Below are 25,098 nucleotides of genomic sequence, written 5' to 3'. Positions count from 1 at the left end.
GGCGGTCGGCTGCCGGCCGTCAGGCGCGCAGGGCGTCGACGGCCCGTGCCAGCGCCCGCGGCACATCGGGGACGAGCGTGTGCGCCCCGTCCCGTACGACGTGCCGGCCGCCGACGACCGTGTGCCGTACGTCCGCCGCGGTCGCGGCGAACACGGCCGTCTCGGTGCCCAGCCTGGGCGGTGGCCCCGCCGTTCTGACCGAGTCCAGCGCGATGGTCGTGAAGTCGGCGAGCGCGCCGTGCTCCAGCGTGCCCGCGTCCGCCCAGCCGAGCGCCGCGTGCCCGTCCGCGGTCGCGGCGCGCAGCAGGGCGGCGGCCGTCCAGTGGCCGCGGGTGCGGGTGCGCAGCCGCTCGTCGAGCTCCATCGCGCGTGCCTCTTCGAGCAGGTCGATGACGGCGTGGCTGTCGGAGCCGAGGCTGAGCGGGGAGCCGGCCCGCTGCAGCGCGGCGGCCGGGCCGATGCCGTCCGCGAGGTCCCGCTCCGTCGTGGGGCACATGCAGGTGCCGGTGCCGGTGCCGCCGATCAGGGCGATGTCCTCGTCCGTCAGGTGCGTGTTGTGGACGCCGGTGGTGCGCGGGCCGAGCACTCCGTGGTCGGCGAGGAGGCGGGTCGGGGTGCGTCCGTGGGCGGCCAGGCAGGCGTCGTTCTCGGCGGTCTGCTCGGACAGGTGCACATGCAGCGGGGCCCGCCGCTCCTGCGCCCACCGGGCCACCGTCTCCAGCTGGTCTGCGGGCACGGCCCGTACGGAGTGGATCGCCGCTCCGATCCGGGCGTGGTCCCGTTCCCGCAGGGCGGAGCAGCGCTGCGCCCAGGCGTCCGCGCTGCCGTCGGAGAAGCGGCGCTGGTGGGTGTTCGGGGGGCGTCCGAAGCCCGCGGACAGGTAGCAGGTGTCGAGGAGGGTGATGCGGATGCCGGCGTCGGCGGCCGCCGCCAGCAGCGCCTCGCCCATGGCGTTGGGGTCGGCGTAGGGGGTGCCGCCGGGGGCGTGGTGGACGTAGTGGAACTCGCCGACGGCGGTGACGCCGGCCAGTGCCATCTCGGCGTACACCGCGCGGGCCAGCTCGTGGTAGGAGTCCGGGGTGAGCCGGTCCGCGGTCGCGTACATCACCTCGCGCCAGGTCCAGAAGGTGCCGGAACCGACCTGGACCGTGCCGCGCAGGGCGCGGTGGAAGGCATGGCTGTGCGCGTCGGCGAGGCCGGGGACGGTGAGGCCGCGCAGGACCTCGGCGCCGGGCGGCGGGGCGGTGACGTCCGTGCGGACGGCGGCGATCCGGCCGTCGGCCACGTCGAGGGCGACGCCCGGCTCGACATGGGTGCCGAGCCAGGCGTGCTCCAGCCAGTACGTGCGCGTGTGCGGATGCGTCACCGGCAGGCCAGTCCTTCCAGTACGTCGGCGAGTGCGGCCACCCCGGCCACGCAGTCGTCCTCGGCGGCGGACTCGGCCGGGGAGTGCGAGACACCGGTGGGGTTGCGCACGAACAGCATGGCGGTCGGGACGCTCCCGGACAGGATCCCCGCGTCGTGTCCGGCGCCGGTGCCCAGGACGGGGACCTTCAGGCCGGTGTCCCGGCCCAGGACGCGGGCGAGCTCGTCGCGCAGGGCGTGGTCGAACTCGACGACCGGGGTGAACGACTCGCGGACGACGTCGAGGTCGACGCCGTGCGCCGCGGCGTGCTCGCGGGCCGCCTTCTCTACGCCGGTGACCACGGTGTCGAGGGTGTCCTGGTCGGCGGCGCGGGAGTCCAGCCAGCCGCGCACCAGGGACGGGATCGCGTTGACGCCGTTCGGCTCCACGGCGATCTTGCCGAAGGTGGCGACGGCGCCGGCGAGCCGCGCCTCGCGGCGGGCCGCCAGCACGGTCTCGGCGTAGGGCAGCATGGGGTCGCGCCGGTCCACCAGCCGTGTGGTGCCGGCGTGGTTGGCCTCGCCGCGGAAGTCGAACCGCCACCGGCCGTGCGGCCAGATGGCGCTGGCGACGCCGACCCGGTCACCGGACAGGTCCAGGGCCCGGCCCTGTTCCACGTGCAGCTCGACGAACGCGCCGATCCGCGCGAGCCGCTCGGGGTCGGGCCCGATGGCGTCGGGGTCGTGGCCGGCGGCCTCCATGGCGCGCGGCAGGGTGATCCCGTCGCCGTCGGTCAGCCGGTGCGCCTGCTCGACGGTGAGCTGTCCGGCGGCGAGCCGCGACCCGACGCAGGCGAGCCCGAAGCGGGCGCCCTCCTCGTCACCGAAGTTGACCACGGCCAGCGGCCTGGTCAGCCGCGCTCCCCTGCCCCGCAGTTCGTCCAGCGCGGCGAAGGACGACACGACGCCCAGGGGCCCGTCGAAGGCCCCGCCGTCCGGGACGGAGTCCAGGTGCGACCCGGTGACGACGGCGTCCCCGGCGGCGGGGTCCCCGAGCCAGGCCCACTGGTTGCCGTTGCGGTCCAGCTCGTAGCGCAGCCCGCGGGTCTCGGCCTGGGACCTGAACCACGCCCGGCACTCGGCGTCGGCCGCGGTCCAGGCGAAGCGCCGGTAGCCGCCGGTGCCGGGGTGCCGGCCGACGGGCAGCAGCTCGCGCCACATCTGCTGGAAGCTCGGCGCGGCCCCCACGGCGACGTCGTCCGGCACGGGCCGCGACCCGCCCTGCCCCTGGGTCACGCGCCGTCACCCTCACGCATCGGCACCCGCACGCCCCGCTCGTCCGCCACGGACTCCGCGATGTCGTACCCGGCGTCGACGTGCCGGATGACGCCCGTCCCCGGGTCGTTCGTCAGCACGCGGCGGATCTTCTCGCCCGCGAGCGGCGTGCCGTCCGCCACCGTCACCTGCCCGGCGTGGATCGACCGCCCCATGCCGACGCCGCCGCCGTGGTGGATGGACACCCAGGACGCCCCGGACGCCACGTTCACCATCGCGTTGAGCAGCGGCCAGTCGGCGATGGCGTCGGACCCGTCGAGCATGGCCTCGGTCTCCCGGTACGGGGAGGCGACGGAGCCGCAGTCGAGGTGGTCGCGCCCGATGACGATCGGTGCGGCCAGTTCCCCGCTCGCGACCATGTCGTTGAACCGCTCGCCGGCCCGGTCGCGTTCGCCGTAGCCGAGCCAGCAGATACGGGCGGGCAGTCCCTGGAAGTGGACCCGCTCCTGGGCCATCCGGATCCAGCGGGCCAGGGACTCGTTCTCCGGGAAGAGGTCCAGGACGGCCGCGTCGGTCTTGGCGATGTCGGAGGCCTCACCGGACAGCGCGGCCCAGCGGAAGGGGCCCTTGCCCTCGCAGAACAGCGGCCGGATGTAGGCGGGGACGAAGCCGGGGAAGGCGAACGCCCGGTCGTATCCGGCGAGCTGGGCCTCGCCCCGGATGGAGTTGCCGTAGTCGAAGACCTCGGCGCCGGCGTCCATGAAGCCGACCATCGCCTCGACGTGCCGGGCCATGGACTCGCGGGCGCGGGTGGTGAAGCCCGCCGGGTCCTTGGCGGCGTACGAGGCCATGTCGTCGAAGTCGACGCCGACCGGCAGGTACGACAGCGGGTCGTGGGCCGAGGTCTGGTCGGTGACGATGTCGATGGGCGCGCCCATGGCGAGCAGCTGCGGCACCAGCTCGGCGGCGTTGCCGAGGACGCCGATGGACAGCGGCCTGCGCCGGTCGCGCGCCTCCACCGCCAGCTGGAGGGCGTGGTCGAGGTTGTCGGCGCGGACGTCGAGGTAGCGGTGCTCGATGCGGCGCTCGATGGCCCGCGGGTCGCAGTCGACGCAGATGGCCACGCCGTCGTTCATGGTGACGGCGAGCGGCTGGGCGCCGCCCATGCCGCCGAGGCCGGCGGTCAGGGTGATCGTCCCGGCGAGCGTGCCGCCGAACTTCTTCGCGGCGACGGCGGAGAAGGTCTCGTAGGTGCCCTGGAGGATGCCCTGGGTGCCGATGTAGATCCAGGAGCCGGCGGTCATCTGGCCGTACATGGTCAGACCGAGCTGCTCCAGCCGGCGGAACTCCTCCCAGTTGGCCCAGTCGCCGACCAGGTTGGAGTTGGCGATCAGCACCCGGGGGGCCCACTCGTGGGTCTGCATGACGCCGACCGGGCGGCCGGACTGGACGAGCATCGTCTCGTCCTGCTTGAGGGTCCTCAGCGTGCGCACCATCGCGTCGAAGGAGCGCCAGTCGCGCGCGGCCTTGCCGGTCCCGCCGTAGACGACGAGCTTGTCGGGGTGCTCGGCGACCTCCGGGTCGAGGTTGTTCTGGAGCATCCGCAGGGCGGCTTCCTGCTGCCATCCCAGGGCGCTCGGTTCCGTACCGCGCGGCGCTCGTACGGGGCGGGGTCCTGACATGGTCGGCCTCCTGGCGGTTGCTGCCGGCGGATTGTTGCTGCGGTTATTCACATCCTGGCCATCTGAATAGACCTAGTCAATACATGGGGCGCTCGGCACGTGGGACGGCACGGATGTTTGGCTAGATGCATGAGCTCGGACAACGACATCTCGGGCATCGAACGCTCGGATGTCGGCATATCTGGCATATCTGACACTGGTACATCGAACATCGACCGGACGGGGGACGCCGTGGACAACGGCCACCAGGGGCAGACGGGGGCGTCGGGCGCGGAGCGGGCCGCCCGGCGCGACGAAGCGGTACGGGCAGCGGTGGAGCAGGGGCTGCTGGGGCCCGACGCCCCGATCCTCGGCCTGCTCGACATCACCGGCATCCGGGAATCGGCGGCGGAGCTGCGCGCCGCGTTCGACGCGGTGGTGGCGCCCGGCACACCGGTGCTGCACGCCTTCGCGGTGAAGGCGTCCCCGCTGGTACCGGTGCTGCGGCTGCTGCGCGACGAGGGCATCGGCGCGGAGGTCGCGAGCCCCGGCGAGCTCGCGCTGGCGCGGGCGGCCGGGGTGCCGCCGGAGCGGACGGTGCTGGACTCGCCCGCGAAGACCCCGGCGGAGCTGCGCGAGGCGCTGGCGCTGGGCATCGCCGTCAACGCGGACAACCCGCAGGAACTGGACCGCCTCGACGCCCTCATGCGGTCCGCCCCGAGCCGTTCGCCGATCGGCCTCCGGGTCAATCCGCAGGTCGGCGGCGGCTCCATCGAGGCGCTGTCCACCGCCACGGCCACCTCGAAGTTCGGGGTCGCGCTGCGCGACGAGGGGGCCCGCGAGTGGGTGGTGCGGGCGTACGCCGACCGCCCCTGGCTGAACCGGCTGCACGCGCACACCGGCTCGCAGGGCATCCCGCTGGCGCGGATGGCCGAGGGCCTGGCGGAGACGTACGCGCTGGCGGAGGAGATCAACCGGCGGATCGGGCGTCCGCAGATCGACACGATCGACATCGGCGGCGGGCTGCCGGTGAACTTCGCCTCGGAGGAGACGGCACCGACGTACGCGCGGTACGCGCGGCTGCTGAGCGAGGCGGTGCCAGGGCTGTTCGGCGGGCGGTACGGGCTGGTCACCGAGTTCGGCCGGTCGCTGCTGGCCAAGCACGGGACGGTGGTGGCGCGGGTCGAGTACGCCAAGAGCGCGGGCGGCCGGCCGATCGCCGTGACGCACGCGGGTGTGCAGGTGGCGACCCGGACGGTGTACGTGCCCGACGCGTGGCCGCTCAGGATCGCCGCCTACGACACCAAGGGGCGGCCGAAGGAGGGTCCGGCGGTCGTGCAGGACGTGGCGGGGCCGGCCTGCTTCGCGGGGGACCTGCTCGCCGAGGGCCGCGCGCTGCCGCTGCTGGAGCAGGGGGACTACGCGGCGGCGCTGGACACCGGCGCGTACTACTTCGCGCACCACTACGCGTACAACTCGCTGGCCCGGCCCGCCGTGCACGGCTACACCCCGGACGGCTCCGGGGGCGTGGCCTTCGCGACCGTGCGCACGGCGCAGACCCTGGACGAGATCGTGGCGGAGTCGGGAGGGGCGCACGCGTCTTCGCTCACCACCCTGCGCACGCCGGACCGCCGTTGACACTCGTCGGTCGGCATGGTTGATCAACTGTCCTGAAAAGAGGGCAAGTTGACCCACCTTAGTCACTCCGACGCATGTTCCACTGGAAAATGCCAGATCCCTCACCCGCCGCACACACGTTGCGTAGCCTCTGGGTCACTCAACCGAACCGGCGGGAGGGGAGTCTGGGGTGCCCGGAATCGACGAGTGCTTGCTGGAGGCCATGCGGCTGCCCGGTGCCCGGGGGGCCGCACTGGTCGACTGGACGAGCGGGCTGGCGCTGGGCACCGTCGGTGAGGCACCGGGCGGCGACCACGAGACGGCCGCCGCCGAAGCCGCGGAACTGGCCCGACTGGCCGCCGAGCAGCGGGCGTTCGCGCCCGCGGACGCGCGGGACGACGCGGCGGACGACACCGAGGCGGCGGACCCGCCGGTCGAGGACCTGATCCTCAGCAACCGGGACAGCTACCACGTACTGCGCTTCGTACGGACGTCCTTCGACAGCAGCGTGTTCCTGCACCTGTGGCTGGCCCGCTCGGACGGCAATCTGGCGCTGGCCCGCATCCGGCTGGGCGAGATGGCCGGACGGCTGGTGCTGGGATGACCGTGGTCGGCACGACCCCGCCGCCCCGGCTGCCGGTGCGGGACAAGGCGGACTGCACCCGGCCGGGCGGCGTCTCCCCGATGCTGACCCGCCTGGCCGGCGAGCGGGCCACCGGAGTCCTGGTCCGGGAGTGCGGCACGCTCTACCTCACCGACGGGCGGGTGGTGCACGCCGAGAGCCCGCTCGCCCCCGGACTCGATGTGCTCCTGACCGCCCACGGCACCCTGGACGCGCGGGCCTGGCAGGACGCGGTCGACCGGGCCGACGGGCGCGGCGACGCCGACCGGCCGCCCATCGACGGAGGCCTGCTCGCCCCGGGCGCACTGGAGTTGTGCCACCTCAGCGCGCTGTACGACGCGGCGTTCTTCGCCCTCGCCCCGAGCCGCACCCCGGGCCGCTTCCACTACGGCTCCACCCACTGGCTCGGCACCGTGCACCCGGTCCCGGTCGCCGCGGTCGAGCACGAGACGCTGCGCCGGCGCACCCTGCTGCAGCGCATCTGGCCCGACCCGGCGAGCGACAGCGCGCCCCTGGAGCGGGTCGACACGGCCACGGCCCCGGCGGTCGCGCCCCGTCAGCACGCCGTCCTGGCCCGGGTGGACGGCCTGCGCACCGCCACCGACATAGCCCGGGAGCTGGGCCGGCCCGCGTTCCACACCCTGGTCGACGTCCGCCGGCTGACGGCGGCGGGGCTCGTCGCCCCCCGCCCGGTCCTCGCGGTGGCCCCCGCCCCCACCGGCGCCGGCGGCCCCGCGACCGCCCCCCGCACCGATCCGGCGCCACCCGCGCCGGGCACGCGGAGCACCCCGGGCGACCGCATCGCCCCACCGGGCACCGTCCACCCCACCGCACCCGGCACCGGTATCGGCAGCCCTCTCGTCCCCCGGACCGCCGACCCGGACATCGCGCTGCTGAAGAGGGTCAGGGATGCGCTGGAGGCCCTTTGAGCGGCAGCAACCGCGGCAGCGGCCGCAGCAGCACCCGCCTCGACCGCCCGCCGAGAGGAGAGACCTGATGGCGGTGGAACCCCCGATACTCGAGGAACTCCACAGGCTGAGAACCCGCGTCCCGCAGCTGACCGGCGCCCTCGCCGCCAGCGTGGACGGCCTGGTCATCGCGCACGACACCCCGGGCGTGGAACCGGAGGGCCTGGCCGCGCTCACCGCCGCCGCACTCGGCGTCGCCGTGCGGGTCGCGGACGCCACCGGCCAGGGCGACCTGCGGGAACTGCTCGTCCGCGGGGTGCACGGCTACGTCGCGACCTACGCGGCGGGCCGCACCGCCGTGCTGACGCTGCTCGCCGAGGACCGCGTCAACGTCGGCCGGCTGCACCTGGAGGGCCGCAGGACCGGCGCCCGCATCGGGGAGCTGGTCGACGACGCGGCCCCGGTCGAGGTCAAGAAGCCACCGGCCAAACCCGCCGCCACCCGTCGCGGGGCGGCCCGGACCACCAGAACACCACGCACCAACACACCCACCACTACCGAAAGTTGAGAGGAACCCCAGCCATGGCCAACACCGAGACCGCGCTGAAAGAAGCCCTCGCCTCCATCGAGGGCGCGACCGGAGTCGCCCTCGTCGACTACACCACCGGTATGGCGCTGGGCACGATGGGCGGCAGCAAGAGCTTCGACCTCAATGTCGCCGCCGCAGGCAACACCGATGTGGTCCGCGCCAAGATGCGCACGATGGAGCACCTCGGGCTCAAGGCCCAGATCGAGGACATCCTGATCACCCTGTCGGACCAGTACCACCTGATCCGGCTGCTCAGCGGGCGCAGCGGCAACGGACTCTTCCTGTACCTGGTGCTGGACGCCAAGCGGTCCAACCTCGCCATGGCCCGGCACCAGCTGCGGCGGATCGAGGAGGAACTGGAGGTCTGAGCTCAGACCAGCTCGGCGGCGCGGCGGCGGGAACCGCCCGGCGCGGCGTCGCCCGCCGAGATGCCGGTGCCGCGGTAGGCCCTGACCGCCCTGCCGGCCGGGCGGCCACCGCGGACGAGCCGGTCGACGCGCACCCACAGCAGGGTCCGGTCGGCCCGCTCGCGCCGCCCGAGCCAGGCGGCCTTCAGCCACAGTCCCCCGCCGGCGCCGGCGAGCAGCATGCCGCCCGCCGCGGGCACGGCGAAGGAGCTGCCGAGCGCGGCGAGGAAGGCGAGCAGCAGCCACCAGCGGTGCCCGCGCCGCCAGTTGCGCACGGTCACGGCGCGGTCCTGGAGCACATCGTGCTTGCCGGCCCGGGCGGCGCCGCGGGCCAGGGCGGTGTAGCGCCCGCGGTGGCGCAGGGCCACCACGACGGCGGCGAGGAGGAACAGCGCCGCCCCGGCGAGCACGCCGATCCGGCGGCCCGTCACCCCGGGGACCAGCACACCGATGCCGGCCGCCGGCACGCCGAGCCACCACAGCGGCGCGGCCCCCGCGCGTACGACACAGGCCACCCGGACCAGTCCCTGACCTCCGCGTGCCACGTTCCGCCTCCTCGCCGCCCGGTACTTCCGTCGGGCCGGGAGGCTAGCGAGTGAAACTGAGACGAGTCTGAGAACCCGCCCGGCGGGACCGCCCCGTGCGGTCCCGCCGGGCGCCCGTCCGCCCCCGCCCCGCGGCTATTCGACGAACAGTCCGCGGGCCGCGGCCCGCGCGTCGAACTCCTCCAGCCGGGCCTGCGCGTCCGGCAGGTCGTCGCACATCGCCTCCAGCAGCACCCGGCCCAGGAGCATCGGGGCGCACGCGGTGTCGAAGGCGAGACCGGTGCCGACCGCGGCGGGCAGCAGCAGGTCGGACACCTTGGCGACCGGCGCGAAGGCGGAGTCGGCGACGGTGACGACGGTCAGGCCCGCCTCCTTGGCGTAGGCGAGGGTGTCCACGACCTCGCGCGGATGCCGGGGCAGCGCGAAGCACAGCAGCGCCGAGGCACCGGCACGCACGGTGCCGTCGATCCGGTCCTGGATCATCGTGCCGCCCTCGTGCAGCAGCCGTACGTCCGGATGGACCTTGGCGGCGAAGTAGGCGAAGCCGTACGCCTGGGAGGCCGCGGCCCGCAGCCCCAGCACCGGCAGCGGGCGGGAGGCGGCCAGCAGCCGGCCCGCCTGCCGCACCGGCCGCGGGTCGGCGAGCAGGTCGGCGAGGTGCCGGAGGTTCTCGATCTCGGCCTCGACGGCCTGCTGGTACTCGTTGAACGACGCGGAGTCCGCGCTCTGCTCGGCGGGCGCGACCTCGCGCAGATGCCGGCGCAGGGCGGGGTAGCCGTCGAAGCCGAGGGCGACCGCGAAGCGGGTGACGGACGGCTGGCTGACCCCGGCGAGTTCGGCCAGCTCGACGCTGGACAGGAACGGCACGTCGGCGGCCCGCCGCACCATGCTGTGCGCGATGCGCCGCTGGGTCGGTGTCAGCCGGTGCCCCTCGAACAGCGCCTGAAGCCGTGCGGCAGGGCTGTCGGTACGGCTCTCGGTCCCGCTCATGACGTGCTCCCCCTCCAGATGTCCGTGAAACGGTCGAGCAGTTCGGCCGCCACCGTCACGTCCCGGGTGAGCGGCCGGTCGGCCGGGTCCGCGTCCAGCACCGACTCGGCCAGCTCCAGCGCCCGGCCCGCCGGCAGCTCCGGTTCGGGGCGGAGGTCGCGCTGGCGCAACGCCCGGACGGCGGCGACGAGTTCACAGCCGACGACGAGACGGTACGCGCCGCACGCGCGCAGTGTCTGACGTGCGGCGAGCGAGGCGAAACTGGCCTGTTCCTCGACGCCCCGGGAGAGTACAGCGTGGCCGAGCGACGCGGGCGCCGAGAAGGCCCGCAGATCGCCGAGGGCGGCGCCGGCGGCGTACTCCAGGATCATCACGCCGGAGGAGGCGGGCTCCGGATCGGCGAGGAAGGGGCGCAGCCGGGTGTAGGCGGGCTCGTTGAGCGTGGACAGGCGTGACGTGGACAGCCGGGCGACCTGGGTGACGGCCAGCCTGAAGTGGTCCAGGGCGAGGGCGAGTTGGGCCTGGTAGAAGCCGCCGTGGTGGTAGGCGGCCATGTCCTCGGGGGAGATCAGCGGGTTCTCCGCGGCGGCGTTGATCTCGACGCCGAGGACCTCCTCCAGCGCGTCGGCGGCGTCCTGCGCGGGGCCGTGGATCTGGGGCAGGCAGCGGAAGCCGTACGGGTCCTGGATCCGGCCGAGCGGCGGGGTCGGCCGGTCGGCGGCGCCGATCAGCCGCCGCATCCGGCGGGCGACGTCGGCGGAGCCCCGGTGCGGGCGGGCGGCGTGCACCGGGGCGGCGTACGCCTCGTGGGAGCCGTCGACGGCCAGCAGGGACAGCGCGGCGACGACCTGGGTGGCGGCGAGCAGGCCCCGCAGTTCGTGCAGGGCGAGCGCCGACTGGCCGAGGGTGAGGGCGTTGCTGCTGATCAGCGCCAGCGCGTCGTTGTTGTCCAGCGGCTGGGGCTCGGGGGCGCCGGACGCCCGCCACGGGTGCTCCCCGGCCAGGGCCAGCCCGACCTGCGCGAGCGCGGCGATGTCCCCGGTGCCGACCGACCCGAACTCGTTCACGACCGGGTGCGCCCCGGTCTCCAGCGCCTCGCACAGCGCGGTGACGACGGTCGGCCGCAGCCCGGCGCCGCCGGCCAGCACCTGGTTGGCGCGGACCGCGAGCATGGCCCGCACCTGCCGGGCGGGCAGTTCCTCGCCGATGGCGCCGGCATGACTGCGCAGCAGTCTCAGACCGTGCGCGGCGGCCGCGTCGGTGGGCACGTCCTCGTTCCGGTTGGCGCCGACGCCGGTGGAGCGGCCGTAGACGCGCCCGGTCGCGGCGATGCGGCGGGCCGCGTCCCAGGAGTCCTCGGCGCGCTTCATCGCGTCGGCCGCGGGCACCGGCCGCGCGGTCCCGTCGGCGAGCCGTACGACGCCCGAAACATCGAGCCCCCGCCCGTCGAGGACCACGAGGCCGGAGTCGACCTCCCCCGGAGCGTCCACGATCCGAGACGACATCACGCCCAAACCCTCCTCCAACCGGACATCTGATCTTGCATCTCGATCATCCGCAACCACGGATCAACGCCGGAGCATTGACAACCTATTCAGACACCAAGAACTCTGCATGACGTTATACAGGCCGGGCAAGGGACACCTCATGATCCAGTCCGACGCCGTCCACCAGCGCTTCCCCAGGTGGACAAGGACCGCGAGGACCCCGGGGACGTGGCGCGGGACCGCGCCGCGCGCAAGGGGCTGACGCCCTCCGGCTGACCCGCCGCCGACCGGGGGGCTAGCCCCAGTGCGTCCGCCCGGCACGCTCCCTACCGTGAGGTGCATGAGCGGAATGGACGCGCGGGACGCCGACCTGAAGAAGGAACTCGACGCCACCCTGCAAGCCCGCAGGGAACTGGGCGAGGAGTACGAGTCGGCGCTGGTCGACTCGTTCCTGGAGAAGGTCGACCAGCGCATCGACGGCGCCGTGGAGCGCCGGGTGCGCCGGCAGGTGGCGGAGCAGCAGATGGCGGCGGCCCGCGACACGCGGTCGCCCGAGCCGACGGACTCCTGGGGCGAGCGCTTCGGCTTCGGCATCGTCTCGCTGGTGCTGGCGGTCCCGCTCTCCGCCATCGGCGGCGGCGTGGCCGGACTCCCCGGCCTGCTCGTCGCGTGGGCCGGCATCGTGGGCGTCAACGCCTTCCAGGCCGCCCGCGTCAACCCCGCCCTGTTCCGCAGGCGCCGGACCGGCGGCCAGGACGACGCCTGGGAGGACTGACGGCGGGGCGGAAGGCGCTCGGCCGCACCGACGCGAAAAAGGCCCCGGCGAACGGGCGGGCCGCAGGCCCACCGCGCACCGGGGCCGGACGCAGGTCGTCGTAAAGGTTGTGCGCGGGGACCGCCGCACCCCCGTCGCCGGGGGGCGGGACGACGGCGGTCCCCGCGAAGGACGCGGGCCGGTCAGGGCCGGGCTTGCGCGTCCATGGCGTCCATGGAGGTCCGGGAGCCGCTCCGGAGGTCCTTGGCGCCGTTCGGTGCCGGCCGGGGCGGGGAGCCGCTCCCGCCCTGCCGACACCCACCAATGTGCCGGACCCGTGTTAAGCCGGTGCTGCGCGGACGTGACACGCTCGTACCACTTCCGCGAAACCGGCGAACCCGCACGTCACCGTGAGTTCGCTCCGGACACGGCCCGTGCACGGCGGCTTCGCCGCTACTTCGCCTTCCTGGCGAGGAAGGCCAGCAGGTCCTGCCGGCTGACCACACCGTTCGGCTTGCCCTCCACCAGCACGATCGCCGCGTCCGCCGTGCCGAGCACGGACATCAGGTCACCGACCGGTTCGCCGGAGCCGACCTGCGGCAGCGGCGCCGACATGTGCTTCTCCAGCGGGTCGCCGAGCGAGGCCCGCTGGGTGAACAGCGCGTCGAGCAGTTCGCGTTCGACGACCGAGCCCACCACCTCGGCGGCCATCACGTCCGGGTGCCCGGCGCCCGGCTTGACGATCGGCATCTGCGAGACGCCGTACTCGCGCAGCACGTCGATGGCCTCGCCGACCGTCTCGTCCGGGTGCATGTGGACGAGGGAGGGCATGGCGCCGCCCTCCTTGTCGCTGAGCACGTCGGCGACGCGGGCGCTCGGGCCCTCGTCCTCCAGGAAGCCGTAGTCGGCCATCCACTCGTCGTTGAAGATCTTGCTGAGGTATCCGCGTCCGCTGTCCGGCAGCAGCACGACCACGACGTCGTCGGGACCGAGCCGCTCGGCCACCCGCAGCGCGGCGACGACCGCCATGCCGCACGAGCCGCCGACCAGCAGACCCTCCTCCTTGGCCAGCCGCCGGGTCATCTGGAAGGAGTCCTTGTCGGACACGGCGACGATCTCGTCGGCCACGGTGCGGTCGTACGCCGTCGGCCAGAAGTCCTCGCCGACGCCCTCGACGAGGTAGGGCCGCCCGGAGCCGCCGGAGTACACCGAGCCCTCGGGGTCGGCGCCGACGACCTGCACCCGGCCCTCGCTGGCCTCCTTCAGGTACCGGCCGGTCCCGGAGATGGTGCCGCCGGTGCCCACGCCGGCCACGAAGTGGGTGATGCGTCCCTCGGTCTGCTCCCACAGTTCGGGGCCGGTGGAGTGATAGTGCGAGAGCGGGTTGTTGGGGTTGGAGTACTGGTCCGGCTTCCAGGCGCCCGGCGTCTCACGGACCAGCCGGTCGGAGACGTTGTAGTACGAGTCGGGGTGCTCGGGGTCGACCGCCGTCGGGCAGACGACCACCTCTGCCCCGTAGGCCCGCAGCACGTTGATCTTGTCCGTGGAGACCTTGTCCGGGCAGACGAAGATGCACTTGTACCCCTTCTGCTGCGCCACGATGGCGAGGCCGACCCCGGTGTTCCCGCTGGTCGGCTCCACGATCGTGCCGCCGGGCTTGAGCTCGCCGCTCTGCTCGGCCGCCTCGATCATGCGCAGGGCGATCCGGTCCTTCACGGATCCGCCCGGGTTGAAGTACTCCACCTTGGCCAGGACGGTGGCCCGGATGCCATGGGTGACGTGGTTGAGCCTCACCAGCGGGGTGTTGCCGACGAGGCTGATCATCGAGTCGTGGAACTGCACCGTTTTGTCTCCGGATGCTGCAGAAGGTGTGGTCGTGGTGTGCCGCCAGCCTAAGGCCCGTCCCGGGCGTTCACGCGTAGTTGAGATTGGCGGACGGTCGCTTCGGGGCAAGCAGTGGATGTACGGATGCGAGGAGGTGTCGGCGACGCATGACGAGCATGTCGAGGGCGAGGGTGGCCAGGCGCATCGCGGCCGGCGCGGCCTACGGCGGCGGCGGTGTCGGTCTGGCCGGTGCGGCGGCGGTCGGTCTGTTACTGGCGGAGGTGCGGCTGGCCAGGCGTCATGTGGGCAACGGCACGACGTCCCGGGTGCCGAACGCGGACGGGCTCTACGGCCGCGGCTACGACACCCCGGGCGAACCGCACCTCAGGCTCACCGTCCTCGGTGACTCCACGGCCGCCGGCCAAGGGGTGCACCGGGCCGGCCAGACGCCGGGGGCGCTGCTCGCCTCGGGCCTGGCGGCGGTGGCGGAACGCCCGGTGCGGCTGCGCAATGTCGCCCTGCCGGGGGCCCGGTCCGACGACCTGGACCGCCAGGTGGCCCTGGCCCTGGCCGACCACAACCGGATCCCCGACATCTGCGTGATCATGATCGGGGCGAACGACGTCACCAACCGCATGCCCGCGACGCGCTCGGTGCGCCATCTCTCGACGGCCGTACGGCGGCTGCGCACGGCCGGCGCGGAGGTGGTGGTCGGCACCTGTCCGGACCTGGGCACCATCGAGCCGGTGCAGCAGCCGCTGCGCTGGCTGGCCCGGCGGGCCTCCCGCCAGCTGGCGGCCGCCCAGACGATCGGAGTCGTCGAGCAGGGCGGCCGCACGGTGTCCCTGGGCGATCTGCTGGGCCCCGAGTTCGCCGCCAACCCGCGGGAACTGTTCGGCCCCGACAACTACCACCCGTCGGCCGAGGGCTACGCGACCGCCGCGATGGCCGTCCTGCCCACGCTGTGCGCCGCTCTCGGCCTGTGGCCGGCCGACGAGGAGCGCCCCGACGTCTCGCGCCGCGAGGGCTTCCTCCCGGTCGCCCGCGCCGCCGCCGAGGCCGCGTCCGAGGCGGGTACGGAGGTCACGGCGGCGATGCCGTCCGGGCCGCGCGGTCCCTGGGCCCTGCTCAAGCGACGTAGGCGACGCCGGGTGCAGGAACCGGAGTCGTCCCCCGAACCGTCGTCGCGGCCCTCGTCCCAGCCCTCGACGCAGCCGTTCTAGGGCCGCGTGCCCGAAAATCAAAAAGCAAGCGCTTAGAAAATTGCGGTCGGAGTCACACCGCCACACCCGTGACCCAGCCCATACGTGCGGGTAACTTCCCAAGCAGCCCCGCTCGATCCCCGTTCGCCACTGGAGCCGTGATGCCCGAAGCCGTGATCGTCTCTGCCGCCCGTTCCCCCATCGGGCGCGCCTTCAAGGGCTCCCTCAAGGACCTGCGCCCCGACGACATCGCCGCCACGATCATCCGGGCCGCGCTAGACAAGGTCCCCGAGCTGGACCCGAAGGACATCGACGACCTGATGCTCGGCTGCGGTCTGCCCGGCGGCGAGCAGGGCAACAACCTCGGCCGGATCGTCGCCGTGCAGATGGGGATGGACCACCTCCCCGGCTGCACCGTCACCCGCTACTGCTCCTCGTCCCTCCAGACCAGCCGCATGGCCCTGCACGCCATCAAGGCGGGCGAGGGCGACGTCTTCATCTCGGCCGGTGTCGAGATGGTCTCCCGGTTCACCAAGGGCAACTCCGACAGCCTGCCCGACACGCACAACCCGGTCTTCGCCGAAGCCGAGGCCCGCACCGCCGAGGTCGCCCGGTCCGAGGGCTCGACCTGGCACGACCCGCGCGAGGACGGCCTGATACCCGACGCCTACATGGCGATGGGCCAGACCGCCGAGAACCTCGCCCGGTCCTGGGGGGTCAGCCGCCAGGAGATGGACGAGTTCGGCGTCCGCTCCCAGAACCTGGCCGAGGAAGCCATCGAGAAGGGCTTCTGGGAGCGCGAGATCACCCCCGTGACCCTGCCCGACGGCACCGTCGTCAGCAAGGACGACGGCCCGCGCGCCGGCGTCAGCCTGGAGGGCGTGTCCGGCCTGAAGCCGGTCTTCCGCCCCGACGGCCTGATCACCGCCGGCAACTGCTGCCCCCTGAACGACGGCGCCGCCGCCCTGGTGATCATGTCCGACACCAAGGCGAGCGAGCTCGGCCTGACGCCGCTGGCCCGCATCGTCTCCACCGGCGTCTCGGGCCTGTCCCCCGAGATCATGGGCTACGGCCCGGTCGAGGCGAGCCGGCAGGCGCTGCGGCGTGCCGGTCTGACCATCGGCGACATCGACCTGGTCGAGATCAACGAGGCGTTCGCCGCCCAGGTGATCCCCTCCTACCGCGACCTGGACATCCCGCTGGAGAAGCTGAACGTCAACGGCGGCGCCATCGCCGTCGGCCACCCCTTCGGCATGACCGGCGCCCGCATCACCGGCACCCTGATCAACTCCCTCCGGTGGCACGACAAGCAGTTCGGCCTGGAGACGATGTGCGTCGGCGGCGGTCAGGGCATGGCGATGGTCATCGAGCGCCTGAGCTGACACCCCTTCGTAGCCGGCGCCGCACCCACCGCCACGAAACGGCCCGGAACCCCGTGACCACCGGGGTTCCGGGCCGCTTTGTGATCGAATCTCCCCCAGGATGTGACCTATCTCCCTAGTCACAGGAATCACCGCAGGTCAGAGCAGCCACATGACAACCCTCGGACCCATAGTCCTGTCCGATTCGTGACATTACGCACTGACAGCTGGTTAGTTCACCCATCAAGCTGATGTAGGAAGTCGGGGGTCGACTTTGAACCGGGAGAACGTCAGTGAGCGCCATGCCGATCGCCTTGCTGGTCACCACGGCCGCCACGGGCGCCGTGGGCGTCGCCGTCCTGCGCACCCTGCTGCAGCTGCGCCGTCAGGTGGCGGCCCTGCACACGGAGCTCGCTGAAGGGCGAGCCGCGGCGCGCGCGCACGTCCCCGCCGCCCGCACCACCGCGGACACCGAGGAGATACGCGCGGCCGTGGCCGACGCGCTCGCCGAGGAGCGGGAGCGGGAGCTGGCCGAGGCGCGGGCCTTCTGGGCCGCCCAGGAAGCCCGGGACCTGCCCGACGCGCCCACCCTGCTCGGGCTGACCGACGCCGACCTCTTCCTGCCCCGGCAGACCGACTTCGCAGGCATGGAACCGCTGGAGCCGGTGTCCGAGCCGGGCCCGGACAGCGAGGAGTACGCCGGGGACTCCCCCGAGCTGGCCGCGGCGCGCCGCCGCCACCCCTCGCACCCGGACTTCACCCCGGCCGTCTCACCGGTCGTGGGCGACCATGAGCGTACGGTGGCCGCCCTGGAGGACCTGGCCACGTCCCGCGTCGAACTGACCGACGTCCGTCCGGGCCCGCTCGGCACCCTCGACGTCTACGTCTTCGCCGACGGCACGACGCTGTGCATGACCCCGGGCCACCGGGAGACCGCCGAACGGCTGGCCGCCGCGCTCGGCACCGGCGAGACCCCGTACCTCCTGGGCGGCTCCGGCATCTCCGGCGCCTACACGCTGACCTTCGCCTGCGGCGAGGAGAACGTCTACATCCTGGCGGACCGCGTCATCGCGTCCTTCTGAGGACGACGCGAAGAACGCCGGGGCCGCCGAGCACGCGGCCCGCGACGCCGTCTCCCACGGCCCGGGCCGCGCCGGCACGCGGCCCGCCGGACGGACGGACACCGCGAACCGGCACGGCCCGTACGGACTTTCGGCCCGTCACACGCCCGCGCGCTTCTGGGCCTCCGCCACGGCCCGCACGGCCTCCTCCACCTCGCCGTCGGTCGTGAGGACCACGGCCAGATCGCGTCCGGCGACGGTGATCTGATCGGCCGCCGCGAACATCCCCGCGTCCGGCATCTCACGCGGCTCCGCCTCGGGGGACTCCAGCTTCTGCGCCCAGCCGGCCAGTTCCCTGGCCAGCGCCAACGCCTCGGCGGCACCCCCTCGCTGCAGACGGCTCTGCGGCGCCGCCCTCAACCGATCGGCAAACTGATCAACCGCGCCGATCAGACGCGTCGTATCAACCACGGCGGCAGGCTACCCGCACTGTTGCCAACGGGCGAACGCTCAGGCACCGTGACCTGAAGGACCGGCTTACACCCGATTGCGTCCGGAGGCGCCGATGTCCCAAGTCTTCTCCGAGGAGACCCATCGCAATCTGCTCGCCCGCATCCCGCACTGCACGGGTCGCGCCATCTCCGACTGGCTTCGCACCGTCGAGGAAGGCCCCGCTCTCCGCTTCGAGGAGAAGGTCAGCTGGCTGCGCCACGAGCACAACCTCGCGTACGGCCACGCCAAGGCGATCATTCACGAATACGACCTGAGGAGGGCCGCGCGCAAACTGCTCTGAGCGCGCACCGCTGTTCACCGACACCGGACACGACGAAGGGCCCCGGGAACGCATCCCGGGGCCCTGTCACATCGGTCCGCCGTCCGGCGGAGCGTGTGGGGTCGATCAGTCGTCGCCGCTGAAGATGGCGACCAGGCGCAGCATCTCGATGTAGATCCACACCAGCGTCATGGTCAGGCCGAACGCGGCCAGCCAGGCCTCCTTGCGCGGCGCGCCGTAGGCGATGCCGTCCTCGATCTGCTTGAAGTCGAGGGTGAGGAAGAAGGCACCGAGCACGATCGCGAGGATGCCGACGATGGCACCGAGCGGGCCCATGCTGCGCAGACCGCCGTCCTCGGCGACACCGAAGGCGACCAGCAGCAGGTTCACCGCGAGGACCAGCACGAAGGCGATGGCGATGGCCATGCCGATGCGGGCGTAACGCGCGGTGACACGGATCCAGCCGGCCTTGTAGATGAGCAGCGTGGCGCCCGAGACCGCCATGGTGCCGAGCACCGCCTGGAAGGGCGCGCCGGACCACTGGCTGTTGTACATCTCACTGATCACGCCGAGGAAGACACCCTCGAAGGCGGCGTACGCCAGGATCAACGCGGGCGAGGCGTTGCGCTTGAAGGACTGCACCATCGCCAGGACGAAGGCGATGAGCGCGGCGCCGATGGCCAGGCCGAAGCTGCTGGACGACACCGGAAGCAGCGCCCAGGCGAGCACGGCGCCGACGACGACGGTGCCGAGCGTCATGGCGGACCGCATGACGACGTCGTCCATCGTCATCCGGTCGGTGGTGACCGGGGCCTGCGGCGCTCCGTGCTGGAGGTCCTGCTGGGCGTAAGGGTTCTGCGCGTACGGGTTCTGCGCGTACGGGTTGCCGGTTCCGGGCTGGGCGTACGGGTTGCCCTGCGTACCCACAGGTGCGCCCCCGGCCTGCGGCGCGGTGTTGAAGCCCGCGTAGCCGTTGTCGCGGCTGAACCCCCGTCGCGAGAAGACCGGGTTGCTGCTCCTCATTTCACTCCTCCATGGCCACCCTGCGTAGCCTTGGCTCAAGAGTAATAGACAGGCAAAGGAATGACCCTAGTGCTTGGGGAGGATCTTTCCCCCCTCGTGCTGGGAAACACGCTAGCCGGGTCCTTGATTCCCGGCAGCGGAGGGCACCGATTCATGACGAACTCGCTACCGCGCCGGAACCCATCGGTGATCCACCGGGGCCCCCGCGGACGGCTCAGTCGAGGCGGAATCCGGTGTAGGCCTCGGCGAGGTCCGTCTCGGCGGCGCGCGAGGTGGTGATCCGGGCCAGCCGGGCGAGCTGGAGCCGGTCCTCGAAGGGCGTGGCGTCGGGGTGACGGTGCAGCAGCGTGGTCATGTCGTAGCTGAACCGCTCGGCCTGCCAGACCCGGCGCAGGCACGTCTCGGAGTACGCGTCGAGCAGGTCGGCGGATCCGGTCCGCCGCTCGTGGGCCAGCGCCCGGGCCAGGGTGACCACGTCCCCGACGGCCAGGTTGAGCCCCTTGGCACCGGTCGGCGGCACGATGTGCGCGGCGTCACCGGCCAGGAACAGGCGCCCGTGCCGCATCGGCTCGTGGACGAAGGAGCGCATCGGCGTGACCGACTTCTGGGTGATGGGCCCGCGCTCCAGGCGCCAGCCGTCGGCGGTCTCGAAGCGCCGTTCCAGCTCCGCCCAGATCTCCTCGTCGCGCCAGTCCCCCGCGTCGGTCCCGTCGGGCACCTGGAGGTAGAGGCGGGAGACGGACGTGGAGCGCATGGAGAGCAGGGCGAAGCCGCGCTCGTGGCGGGCGTAGACCAGTTCGTCGTGGGAGGGCGGCACGTCGGCGAGGACACCGAGCCATCCGAAGGGGTACGTGCGCTCGAAGATCTGGGACCGGTCGGCCGGCACGGCCGAGCGGGAGACGCCCCAGAAGCCGTCGCATCCGGCGACGTAGTCGCACTCCAGGACGTCCTCGCGGCCCTCGTGCCGGAAGCGGACGCGTGGCCGGTCGCCGTCCGCGTCCTCGACGGCGAGCGCCTCCGCCTCGAACAGCAGCGGACCGCCCTGCTCGGTCTGCAGCGCGATGAGGTCCTTGCACACCTCGGTCTGGGCGTAGACCATCACGGAGCGTCCGGCGGTCAGTGCGGGGAAGTCCACCCGGTGCCGGCGGCGGTCGAATCGCAGCTCGATGCCCTCGTGCGGCAGGCCCTCCCGGTCCATCCGCGCCCCGGCGCCGGCCGCGCGCAGCACGTCGACCGTCCCCTGCTCCAGGATCCCGGCCCGCTGCCGCCGCTCCACGTACGCCCGGTCCCGGCTCTCCAGCACGACCGAGCCGATGCCGGCGTTGTGGAGCAGCCGGGCGAGGAGCAGGCCGGCGGGGCCGGCTCCGATGATGCCGACGGTGGTGCGCATCGGGCGTTCCCTTCGGGTGGGCGTGTTTGCCGCGGTGTGTCACACAGTAAGCGCCGTTCGCGCAGTGAAGATTCTTTCACCACACACTCGGTCATGAGTCTCCGCCCGCGTCCGCCGGGTGTCAACGGCCGCGGGGTGCCGGGTGTCGACGGCCGTGAAGTGATGTCCCCGAGCACGGCGACGGCCCGCGACGGGCTCCCCGGTGGCCGGGGGTCCGTCGCGGGCCGTCGTCATGGCCCGTCAGGGCGTCAGAGCTGTCCGCCGATCTCGCAGGCCTGGCACGGCGGCCGCCCGCAGGTGCACTGCATGATCGCGTCGAGTACGTCGCGGTCGTGGTACAGGCACTCGTCCTTGCAGGTGTGGCGGGGGATGAAGCCCGCCGGGATCTCACCGGGCCACGGCTCGTGACCGTCCCGGCAGCGGGCGAAGCGCTCGGGGTCCGTCGCGTGCAGGTCGTGCATGCTCGACCGCGCCGCGTCCTCCAGCTTCCGCACCCGTTCCACCAGGGTCTTGAGTTCGTCGGCGAGTCCCATGTACCCGTCCGCGCCGGTCCGTACGTGCGCCGCCCTCAGGGCCATGGCCGCGTTGCCGAGGAATCGGCCCGCGTCCTGGAGATCGGTCACGTGATGCATCTGAATGCCGTTCACGCCCCGTACCCACACGGCGTCCATGCTGCTCACTGATCCACCTTCCCGGCGTGCGTTCGCCTGGTTATCCCGCGAAGCACTATGCGCGGCGCCGGTGCCTTCGCATAATGCCAAATTAAACTATTCACCGACGCTAAAGCCCCCACCGGACATCGTCCAGCGGAATTCCGGGTGAGTCGGCTCACAGCCCGTCGCGGGATCGCCGCGGGCAAAATGGATCTTCGGCGGATTCCACTGCTGTTTTTGTGGTCCGCGCTTTTTATTCCTTATCCAGCGACTGTATAGGAACGCGCCCCCGTTCCGGCGAGACCGCCGCCGTCGACGATCAGGTACTCCGGGCGGATCGGCCGCCCGTTGAGCCAGCTCTCCAGGATCTCCCGGGTGCCGGCCGCGTAGCGGGCCTGCGCGGAGAGCGTCGTCCCGGACACGTGCGGGGTCATCGCCTCGTACGGCATGGTGCGCCAGGGGTGGTCGGGCGGCGGCGGCTGCGGATACCAGACGTCACCGGCGTACCCGGCCAGCCGGCCGCTGTTCAGCGCGCGCACCACGGCGTCCCGGTCGACGATCAGCGCGCGTGCCGTGTTCACGATGTACGACCCGCGCCGCATCGTGCCGATCAGGTCGTCGTCGAAGAGGTTCTGCGTCTGCGGGTGCAGCGGGGTGTGGATCGACAGCACGTCGACCTCCGGGACCAGCGACCGGGCGTCGGGGTGCCAGGTCAGCCCCAGTTCCTCCTCGATCTCGGGGGACAGCCGGTGCACGTCGCTGTAGTGCAGCCGGACGTCGAACGGCTTCAGGCGGCGCAGCACCGCCTGTCCGATGCGGCCGGAGCCGAGGACGCCGACGTCCATGCCCTCCAGGTCGTAGGCGCGCGTGACGCTGTCCGCGATGTTCCAGCCCTGCTTGGCCGTCACCCACTCGTGGGCGGGCAGGTAGTTGTGCACCAGCGTCAGGATCTGCATGACGGCGTGCTCGGACACGCTGATGCTGTTGCTGAAGGTCACCTCCGCGACGGTCATGCCGTGGGCGATGGCGCTCGGCAGATCGACGTGGTCCGACCCGATCCCCGCGGTGATCGCCAGTTTGAGCCGGGGAGCGGCGGCGATCCGTTCGGGGGTGAGATAGGCGGGCCAGAAGGGCTGCGAGATCACGACGTCGCTGTCGGGCAGCTCGCGGTCCAGGGTGGAGTCCGCGCCTTCCTTGTCGGAGGTGACGACCAGGGTGTGGCCGCCCTCCTCGAGGAAGCGTCGCAGTCCCAGTTCTCCCGACACGCACCCGAGAAGTTCTCCCGGGGTGAAATCGAGGGCTTGCGGGGTCGGTGCCGTCTGACCCCCCGGGTAACCGGTGATGGTGGGAATCTCGTCCCGGGCGTACTCGGGCGGATAACCGTCCACCGGATCCGGATAGAGCACCGCAAGAATCTTTGCCATGGCCATCCTCCACAGGTGGGGCCACTGCTCCGGTAAACCGAATCAGCAACTGAACCTGTCGGTACCGATGATCTTGAATTTTAGTCGAGCGGAAGTCGGCGCGGCAATCCCGGCGGATAATGAGCGGATGTGCCAGTGGGTGAAGACCCGGCCGTTTCGGCGGGCCGAGGACGAGAGCCGTTCCGAGCCCGTCTGCACGGCGACGTCCTGGCGGCGATCGCCCTCGGCGGGGTGCTGGGCGGGACGGCCCGGTACGCGCTGGAGCTGGCCTTCGCCGCGCCGGCCGGCACCTTCCCGCTGACCACCTGGGCCGTCAACGTGTCCGGGGCGTTCCTGCTGGCGCTGCTCAACGGAGCCGTGCTGGAGCGCCCGCAACCGCCGCGCCTGCTGCGCCCGTTCGCCGGCGTGGGGTTCCTCGGCGCCTACACCACCTTCTCGACCTGGATGGTCGACACCGACCGCCTGCTGGCCGACGGCCACCACCTCACCGCCGCGCTGAACCTCTTCTGCAGCCTCCTGGCCGGCGCGACCGTCACCGTCGCGGGCCTGTTCCTCGGCCGGCGGGTCCGCGCCCGCGGGCGGCACGGCACCCGGAGCGGGAACGGCGCCCTCGACCGGCACCGGCGGACGCGATGATCACCCTGCTGGGGGTCGCGGCGGCGGCGGCGCTCGGGGCGCTCGCGCGCTACGTCCTCGACCAGTACGTGCAGTACCGCAGGCCCGGCCCGTTCCCCCTCGGCACCTGGCTGATCAACGTCAGCGGCTCGTTCGTCCTCGGGCTCCTGGTGGGGCTCGGCTCGCGGCACGTGCTGAGCGAGCAGATCGTGGCGATCGCCGGAGTCGGTTTCTGCGGCGGGTACACCACGTTCTCCACATTCAGTTACGAGTTGGTCCGTCTGTGCGAGCGGGGGATGGTCCGAAAAGCCCTCTTCTACGGCGCGTCGAGCCTTGCGGCAGGACTGTGCACGGCCGCGGCCGGTTTCGCCGTGAGCACCCTGTGAGTGCACCGCGGGATTGCCCGCAGAAACGCCGCGGAGGGAACAGGACTTCCTGAACTTCCCGGACTTGACAGGCGCATCTCCAAGACGTCCACTTGAAAGTGATGAAGTTTCTTTGCGGCGCGCGCTGATGAGAGCGCCGCGCCCACAACAAAGGTTGGCCAGAACCGATCGACACCCCGGAGTGGTAATGGCGACCTATGAATTTCTATGCAGCCGTTGCGGGCCTTTCGACGTGAAGTTGGCGATCGGGACCGCACCCGCGGCGTACGGCTGCCCACACTGCGCAGGCAGTGCACGTCGCGTGTATTCCTCGCCCGGCCTCAGGCTGACCCCGCACTCGGTCGCCGCCCTCCACCAACAGGAGGAGCAATCCCGCGACGCCCCTGCGGTGGTCTCCGAAGTGCCGCCGGGCAGAAGGCCGCCACGACGCCCGCACCCCGCGCTCTCGCGGTTGCCGCGCCCCTGAGGGCGGTGATCGACGAGACAGAATGTCTCCAGCGGGATTCGACGTTTTCGCCCCCCACGCGGGCTGAGGAGGTGCGTCCCCGTGGGCAATGTGGGACTGCTCTTTGTCGGTGCGGTGCTCTTCATCAACGGCATGCTGCTCCTCGGAAAGGTCGACGCCAAGTCCGGAGCGGTGTTCAACCTTTTCATAGGTGCACTCCAGGTACTGACGCCGACTTACCTGATCTTCACCGCCAACGGTGATCAGACCGCGATACTCGCGGCATCCGGAATTTATCTGTTCGGCTTCACCTACCTGTATGTAGGAATAGGCCTGCTCGCCGATCTCGACTCCACGGGCGTGGGTTATTACTCGCTGTTCGTGGCGATCGCCGCCCTCGGATACTCGTTCGTCAATTTCCGGCTCCTCAACGATCAGCCCTTCGGAGTCATCTGGCTCTACTGGGCGTTCTTGTGGTTCCTGTTCTTCCTGCTGCTCGGCCTCAAGATGGAGAGCCTCAGGACCTACACGGGCTGGGTGACGGCGATCCAGGGCTGGGTCACGGGAGTGATTCCCGCCGGGCTGCTGCTCTCCGGCTACTGGAAGCACCCCACCGAGATCGCCATCGCCCTCGGGGCCTTCGGCGTCCTGGCGTTCGCGGGTCTGTGGCCGATCACCAGGCACCGGCAGCCGAGGACGGCTGCCCGGGCGGCCGGCAGCGTGAGCGCACCCACGTGACCTGA

26 protein-coding genes are annotated in these 25,098 nt (G+C 72.2%); 14 read left to right on the top strand and 12 right to left on the bottom strand.

Annotation, left to right across the window (positions count from 1 at the left end):
• Positions 1–19: 19 nt before the first annotated feature.
• From DN051_RS23285 to hutU, 3 genes are all read right to left on the bottom strand, one after another.
• Entirely contained in the window at positions 20–1,366 is a 1,347-nt protein-coding gene (locus DN051_RS23285; protein ID WP_112439427.1) for a formimidoylglutamate deiminase, read from the bottom strand.
• On the bottom strand, positions 1,363–2,565 hold the full coding sequence (locus DN051_RS23280) for an allantoate amidohydrolase (RefSeq protein ID WP_053760367.1): 1,203 nt from the start codon (positions 2,563–2,565) through the stop codon (positions 1,363–1,365). Before DN051_RS23280 ends, DN051_RS23285 begins: the two co-directional genes overlap by 4 nt.
• A 71-nt stretch (positions 2,566–2,636) precedes the next feature.
• On the bottom strand, positions 2,637–4,301 hold the full coding sequence (gene hutU / locus DN051_RS23275) for a urocanate hydratase (protein ID WP_079001155.1): 1,665 nt from the start codon (positions 4,299–4,301) through the stop codon (positions 2,637–2,639).
• A 129-nt stretch (positions 4,302–4,430) separates the two neighbouring features.
• Between hutU and DN051_RS23270 the strand changes: the two genes are divergently transcribed.
• The 5 genes from DN051_RS23270 to DN051_RS23250 all read left to right on the top strand — a co-directional run bounded on the left by DN051_RS23270 (position 4,431) and on the right by DN051_RS23250 (position 8,384).
• Entirely contained in the window at positions 4,431–5,918 is a 1,488-nt protein-coding gene (locus tag DN051_RS23270; RefSeq protein ID WP_079001153.1) for a type III PLP-dependent enzyme domain-containing protein, read from the top strand.
• Between the two features lie 169 nt (positions 5,919–6,087).
• Complete coding sequence (locus DN051_RS23265; RefSeq protein ID WP_053760316.1) at positions 6,088–6,501, top strand: hypothetical protein; 414 nt, start codon at positions 6,088–6,090, stop codon at positions 6,499–6,501.
• Positions 6,498–7,448 carry a transcriptional regulator gene (locus DN051_RS23260; protein ID WP_112439426.1) on the top strand — a complete coding sequence of 317 codons (951 nt, stop codon included), beginning with the start codon at positions 6,498–6,500 and terminating at the stop codon, positions 7,446–7,448. Before DN051_RS23265 ends, DN051_RS23260 begins: the two co-directional genes overlap by 4 nt.
• 67 nt (positions 7,449–7,515) lie before the next feature.
• Positions 7,516–7,995, top strand: coding sequence for a roadblock/LC7 domain-containing protein (locus DN051_RS23255; protein WP_112439425.1), 480 nt, complete (start codon positions 7,516–7,518; stop codon positions 7,993–7,995).
• Between the two features lie 14 nt (positions 7,996–8,009).
• Positions 8,010–8,384, top strand: coding sequence for a roadblock/LC7 domain-containing protein (locus DN051_RS23250; protein ID WP_053760313.1), 375 nt, complete (start codon positions 8,010–8,012; stop codon positions 8,382–8,384).
• A 2-nt stretch (positions 8,385–8,386) separates the two neighbouring features.
• Here the strand turns inward: DN051_RS23250 and DN051_RS23245 are convergent, their stop codons facing one another.
• From DN051_RS23245 to DN051_RS23235, 3 genes are all read right to left on the bottom strand, one after another.
• Complete coding sequence (locus DN051_RS23245) at positions 8,387–8,968, bottom strand: hypothetical protein (RefSeq protein ID WP_053760312.1); 582 nt, start codon at positions 8,966–8,968, stop codon at positions 8,387–8,389.
• A gap of 135 nt (positions 8,969–9,103) precedes the next feature.
• Complete coding sequence (locus DN051_RS23240) at positions 9,104–9,958, bottom strand: MurR/RpiR family transcriptional regulator (RefSeq protein ID WP_053760311.1); 855 nt, start codon at positions 9,956–9,958, stop codon at positions 9,104–9,106.
• Positions 9,955–11,463, bottom strand: a complete 1,509-nt coding sequence (locus tag DN051_RS23235) for an aromatic amino acid ammonia-lyase (RefSeq protein WP_112439424.1) — start codon at positions 11,461–11,463, stop codon at positions 9,955–9,957. Before DN051_RS23235 ends, DN051_RS23240 begins: the two co-directional genes overlap by 4 nt.
• 331 nt (positions 11,464–11,794) lie before the next feature.
• Between DN051_RS23235 and DN051_RS23230 the strand changes: the two genes are divergently transcribed.
• Positions 11,795–12,220, top strand: a complete 426-nt coding sequence (locus DN051_RS23230; RefSeq protein WP_053760309.1) for a hypothetical protein — start codon at positions 11,795–11,797, stop codon at positions 12,218–12,220.
• A gap of 432 nt (positions 12,221–12,652) precedes the next feature.
• Here the strand turns inward: DN051_RS23230 and DN051_RS23225 are convergent, their stop codons facing one another.
• Entirely contained in the window at positions 12,653–14,041 is a 1,389-nt protein-coding gene (locus tag DN051_RS23225; RefSeq protein WP_053760308.1) for a cystathionine beta-synthase, read from the bottom strand.
• A 149-nt stretch (positions 14,042–14,190) separates the two neighbouring features.
• Here DN051_RS23225 and DN051_RS23220 point away from each other — a divergent pair, with 149 nt between their 5' ends.
• From DN051_RS23220 to DN051_RS23210, 3 genes are all read left to right on the top strand, one after another.
• Positions 14,191–15,246 carry an SGNH/GDSL hydrolase family protein gene (locus DN051_RS23220; protein ID WP_079001149.1) on the top strand — a complete coding sequence of 352 codons (1,056 nt, stop codon included), beginning with the start codon at positions 14,191–14,193 and terminating at the stop codon, positions 15,244–15,246.
• Between the two features lie 140 nt (positions 15,247–15,386).
• Entirely contained in the window at positions 15,387–16,607 is a 1,221-nt protein-coding gene (locus DN051_RS23215) for an acetyl-CoA C-acetyltransferase (RefSeq protein WP_053760306.1), read from the top strand.
• A 281-nt stretch (positions 16,608–16,888) separates the two neighbouring features.
• Positions 16,889–17,668, top strand: a complete 780-nt coding sequence (locus DN051_RS23210; protein WP_199314999.1) for a hypothetical protein — start codon at positions 16,889–16,891, stop codon at positions 17,666–17,668.
• 138 nt (positions 17,669–17,806) lie between these two features.
• Here the strand turns inward: DN051_RS23210 and DN051_RS23205 are convergent, their stop codons facing one another.
• On the bottom strand, positions 17,807–18,118 hold the full coding sequence (locus DN051_RS23205; protein ID WP_053760304.1) for a hypothetical protein: 312 nt from the start codon (positions 18,116–18,118) through the stop codon (positions 17,807–17,809).
• 94 nt (positions 18,119–18,212) lie between these two features.
• On the opposite strand from DN051_RS23205, the gene DN051_RS23200 reads away from it, so the two are divergent.
• The gene (locus DN051_RS23200; RefSeq protein ID WP_053760303.1) at positions 18,213–18,440 is read left to right on the top strand and encodes a DUF4287 domain-containing protein; all 228 of its coding nucleotides are present in this window, start codon (positions 18,213–18,215) and stop codon (positions 18,438–18,440) included.
• Between the two features lie 105 nt (positions 18,441–18,545).
• Here DN051_RS23200 and DN051_RS23195 read toward each other — a convergent pair whose 3' ends face one another.
• The 4 genes from DN051_RS23195 to DN051_RS23180 all read right to left on the bottom strand — a co-directional run bounded on the left by DN051_RS23195 (position 18,546) and on the right by DN051_RS23180 (position 22,909).
• On the bottom strand, positions 18,546–19,442 hold the full coding sequence (locus tag DN051_RS23195) for a Bax inhibitor-1/YccA family protein (RefSeq protein ID WP_053760302.1): 897 nt from the start codon (positions 19,440–19,442) through the stop codon (positions 18,546–18,548).
• Between the two features lie 214 nt (positions 19,443–19,656).
• Complete coding sequence (locus tag DN051_RS23190) at positions 19,657–20,832, bottom strand: 4-hydroxybenzoate 3-monooxygenase (protein ID WP_112439423.1); 1,176 nt, start codon at positions 20,830–20,832, stop codon at positions 19,657–19,659.
• A 248-nt stretch (positions 20,833–21,080) separates the two neighbouring features.
• Positions 21,081–21,503, bottom strand: a complete 423-nt coding sequence (locus tag DN051_RS23185) for a hypothetical protein (protein ID WP_053760300.1) — start codon at positions 21,501–21,503, stop codon at positions 21,081–21,083.
• 242 nt (positions 21,504–21,745) lie between these two features.
• Positions 21,746–22,909: an NAD-dependent formate dehydrogenase gene (locus DN051_RS23180; protein WP_112439422.1), complete on the bottom strand. Its 1,164-nt coding sequence runs from the start codon at positions 22,907–22,909 to the stop codon at positions 21,746–21,748.
• A gap of 129 nt (positions 22,910–23,038) precedes the next feature.
• Here DN051_RS23180 and DN051_RS23175 point away from each other — a divergent pair, with 129 nt between their 5' ends.
• The 4 genes from DN051_RS23175 to DN051_RS23160 all read left to right on the top strand — a co-directional run bounded on the left by DN051_RS23175 (position 23,039) and on the right by DN051_RS23160 (position 25,093).
• A complete protein-coding gene (locus DN051_RS23175; protein ID WP_234388867.1) occupies positions 23,039–23,545 on the top strand; it encodes a fluoride efflux transporter FluC in 507 nt (168 codons plus the stop codon).
• A complete protein-coding gene (gene crcB, locus DN051_RS23170) occupies positions 23,542–23,910 on the top strand; it encodes a fluoride efflux transporter CrcB (RefSeq protein ID WP_053760298.1) in 369 nt (122 codons plus the stop codon). Before DN051_RS23175 ends, crcB begins: the two co-directional genes overlap by 4 nt.
• Positions 23,911–24,037: 127 nt before the next feature.
• Complete coding sequence (locus DN051_RS47815) at positions 24,038–24,376, top strand: FmdB family zinc ribbon protein (protein WP_420709193.1); 339 nt, start codon at positions 24,038–24,040, stop codon at positions 24,374–24,376.
• An 81-nt stretch (positions 24,377–24,457) separates the two neighbouring features.
• A complete protein-coding gene (locus tag DN051_RS23160; RefSeq protein WP_053760297.1) occupies positions 24,458–25,093 on the top strand; it encodes an AmiS/UreI family transporter in 636 nt (211 codons plus the stop codon).
• Positions 25,094–25,098 lie beyond the last annotated feature (5 nt).

Source organism: Streptomyces cadmiisoli (assembly GCF_003261055.1).
GTDB lineage: Bacteria > Actinomycetota > Actinomycetes > Streptomycetales > Streptomycetaceae > Streptomyces > Streptomyces cadmiisoli.
This window is presented reverse-complemented; position numbering and strand designations above follow the sequence as displayed.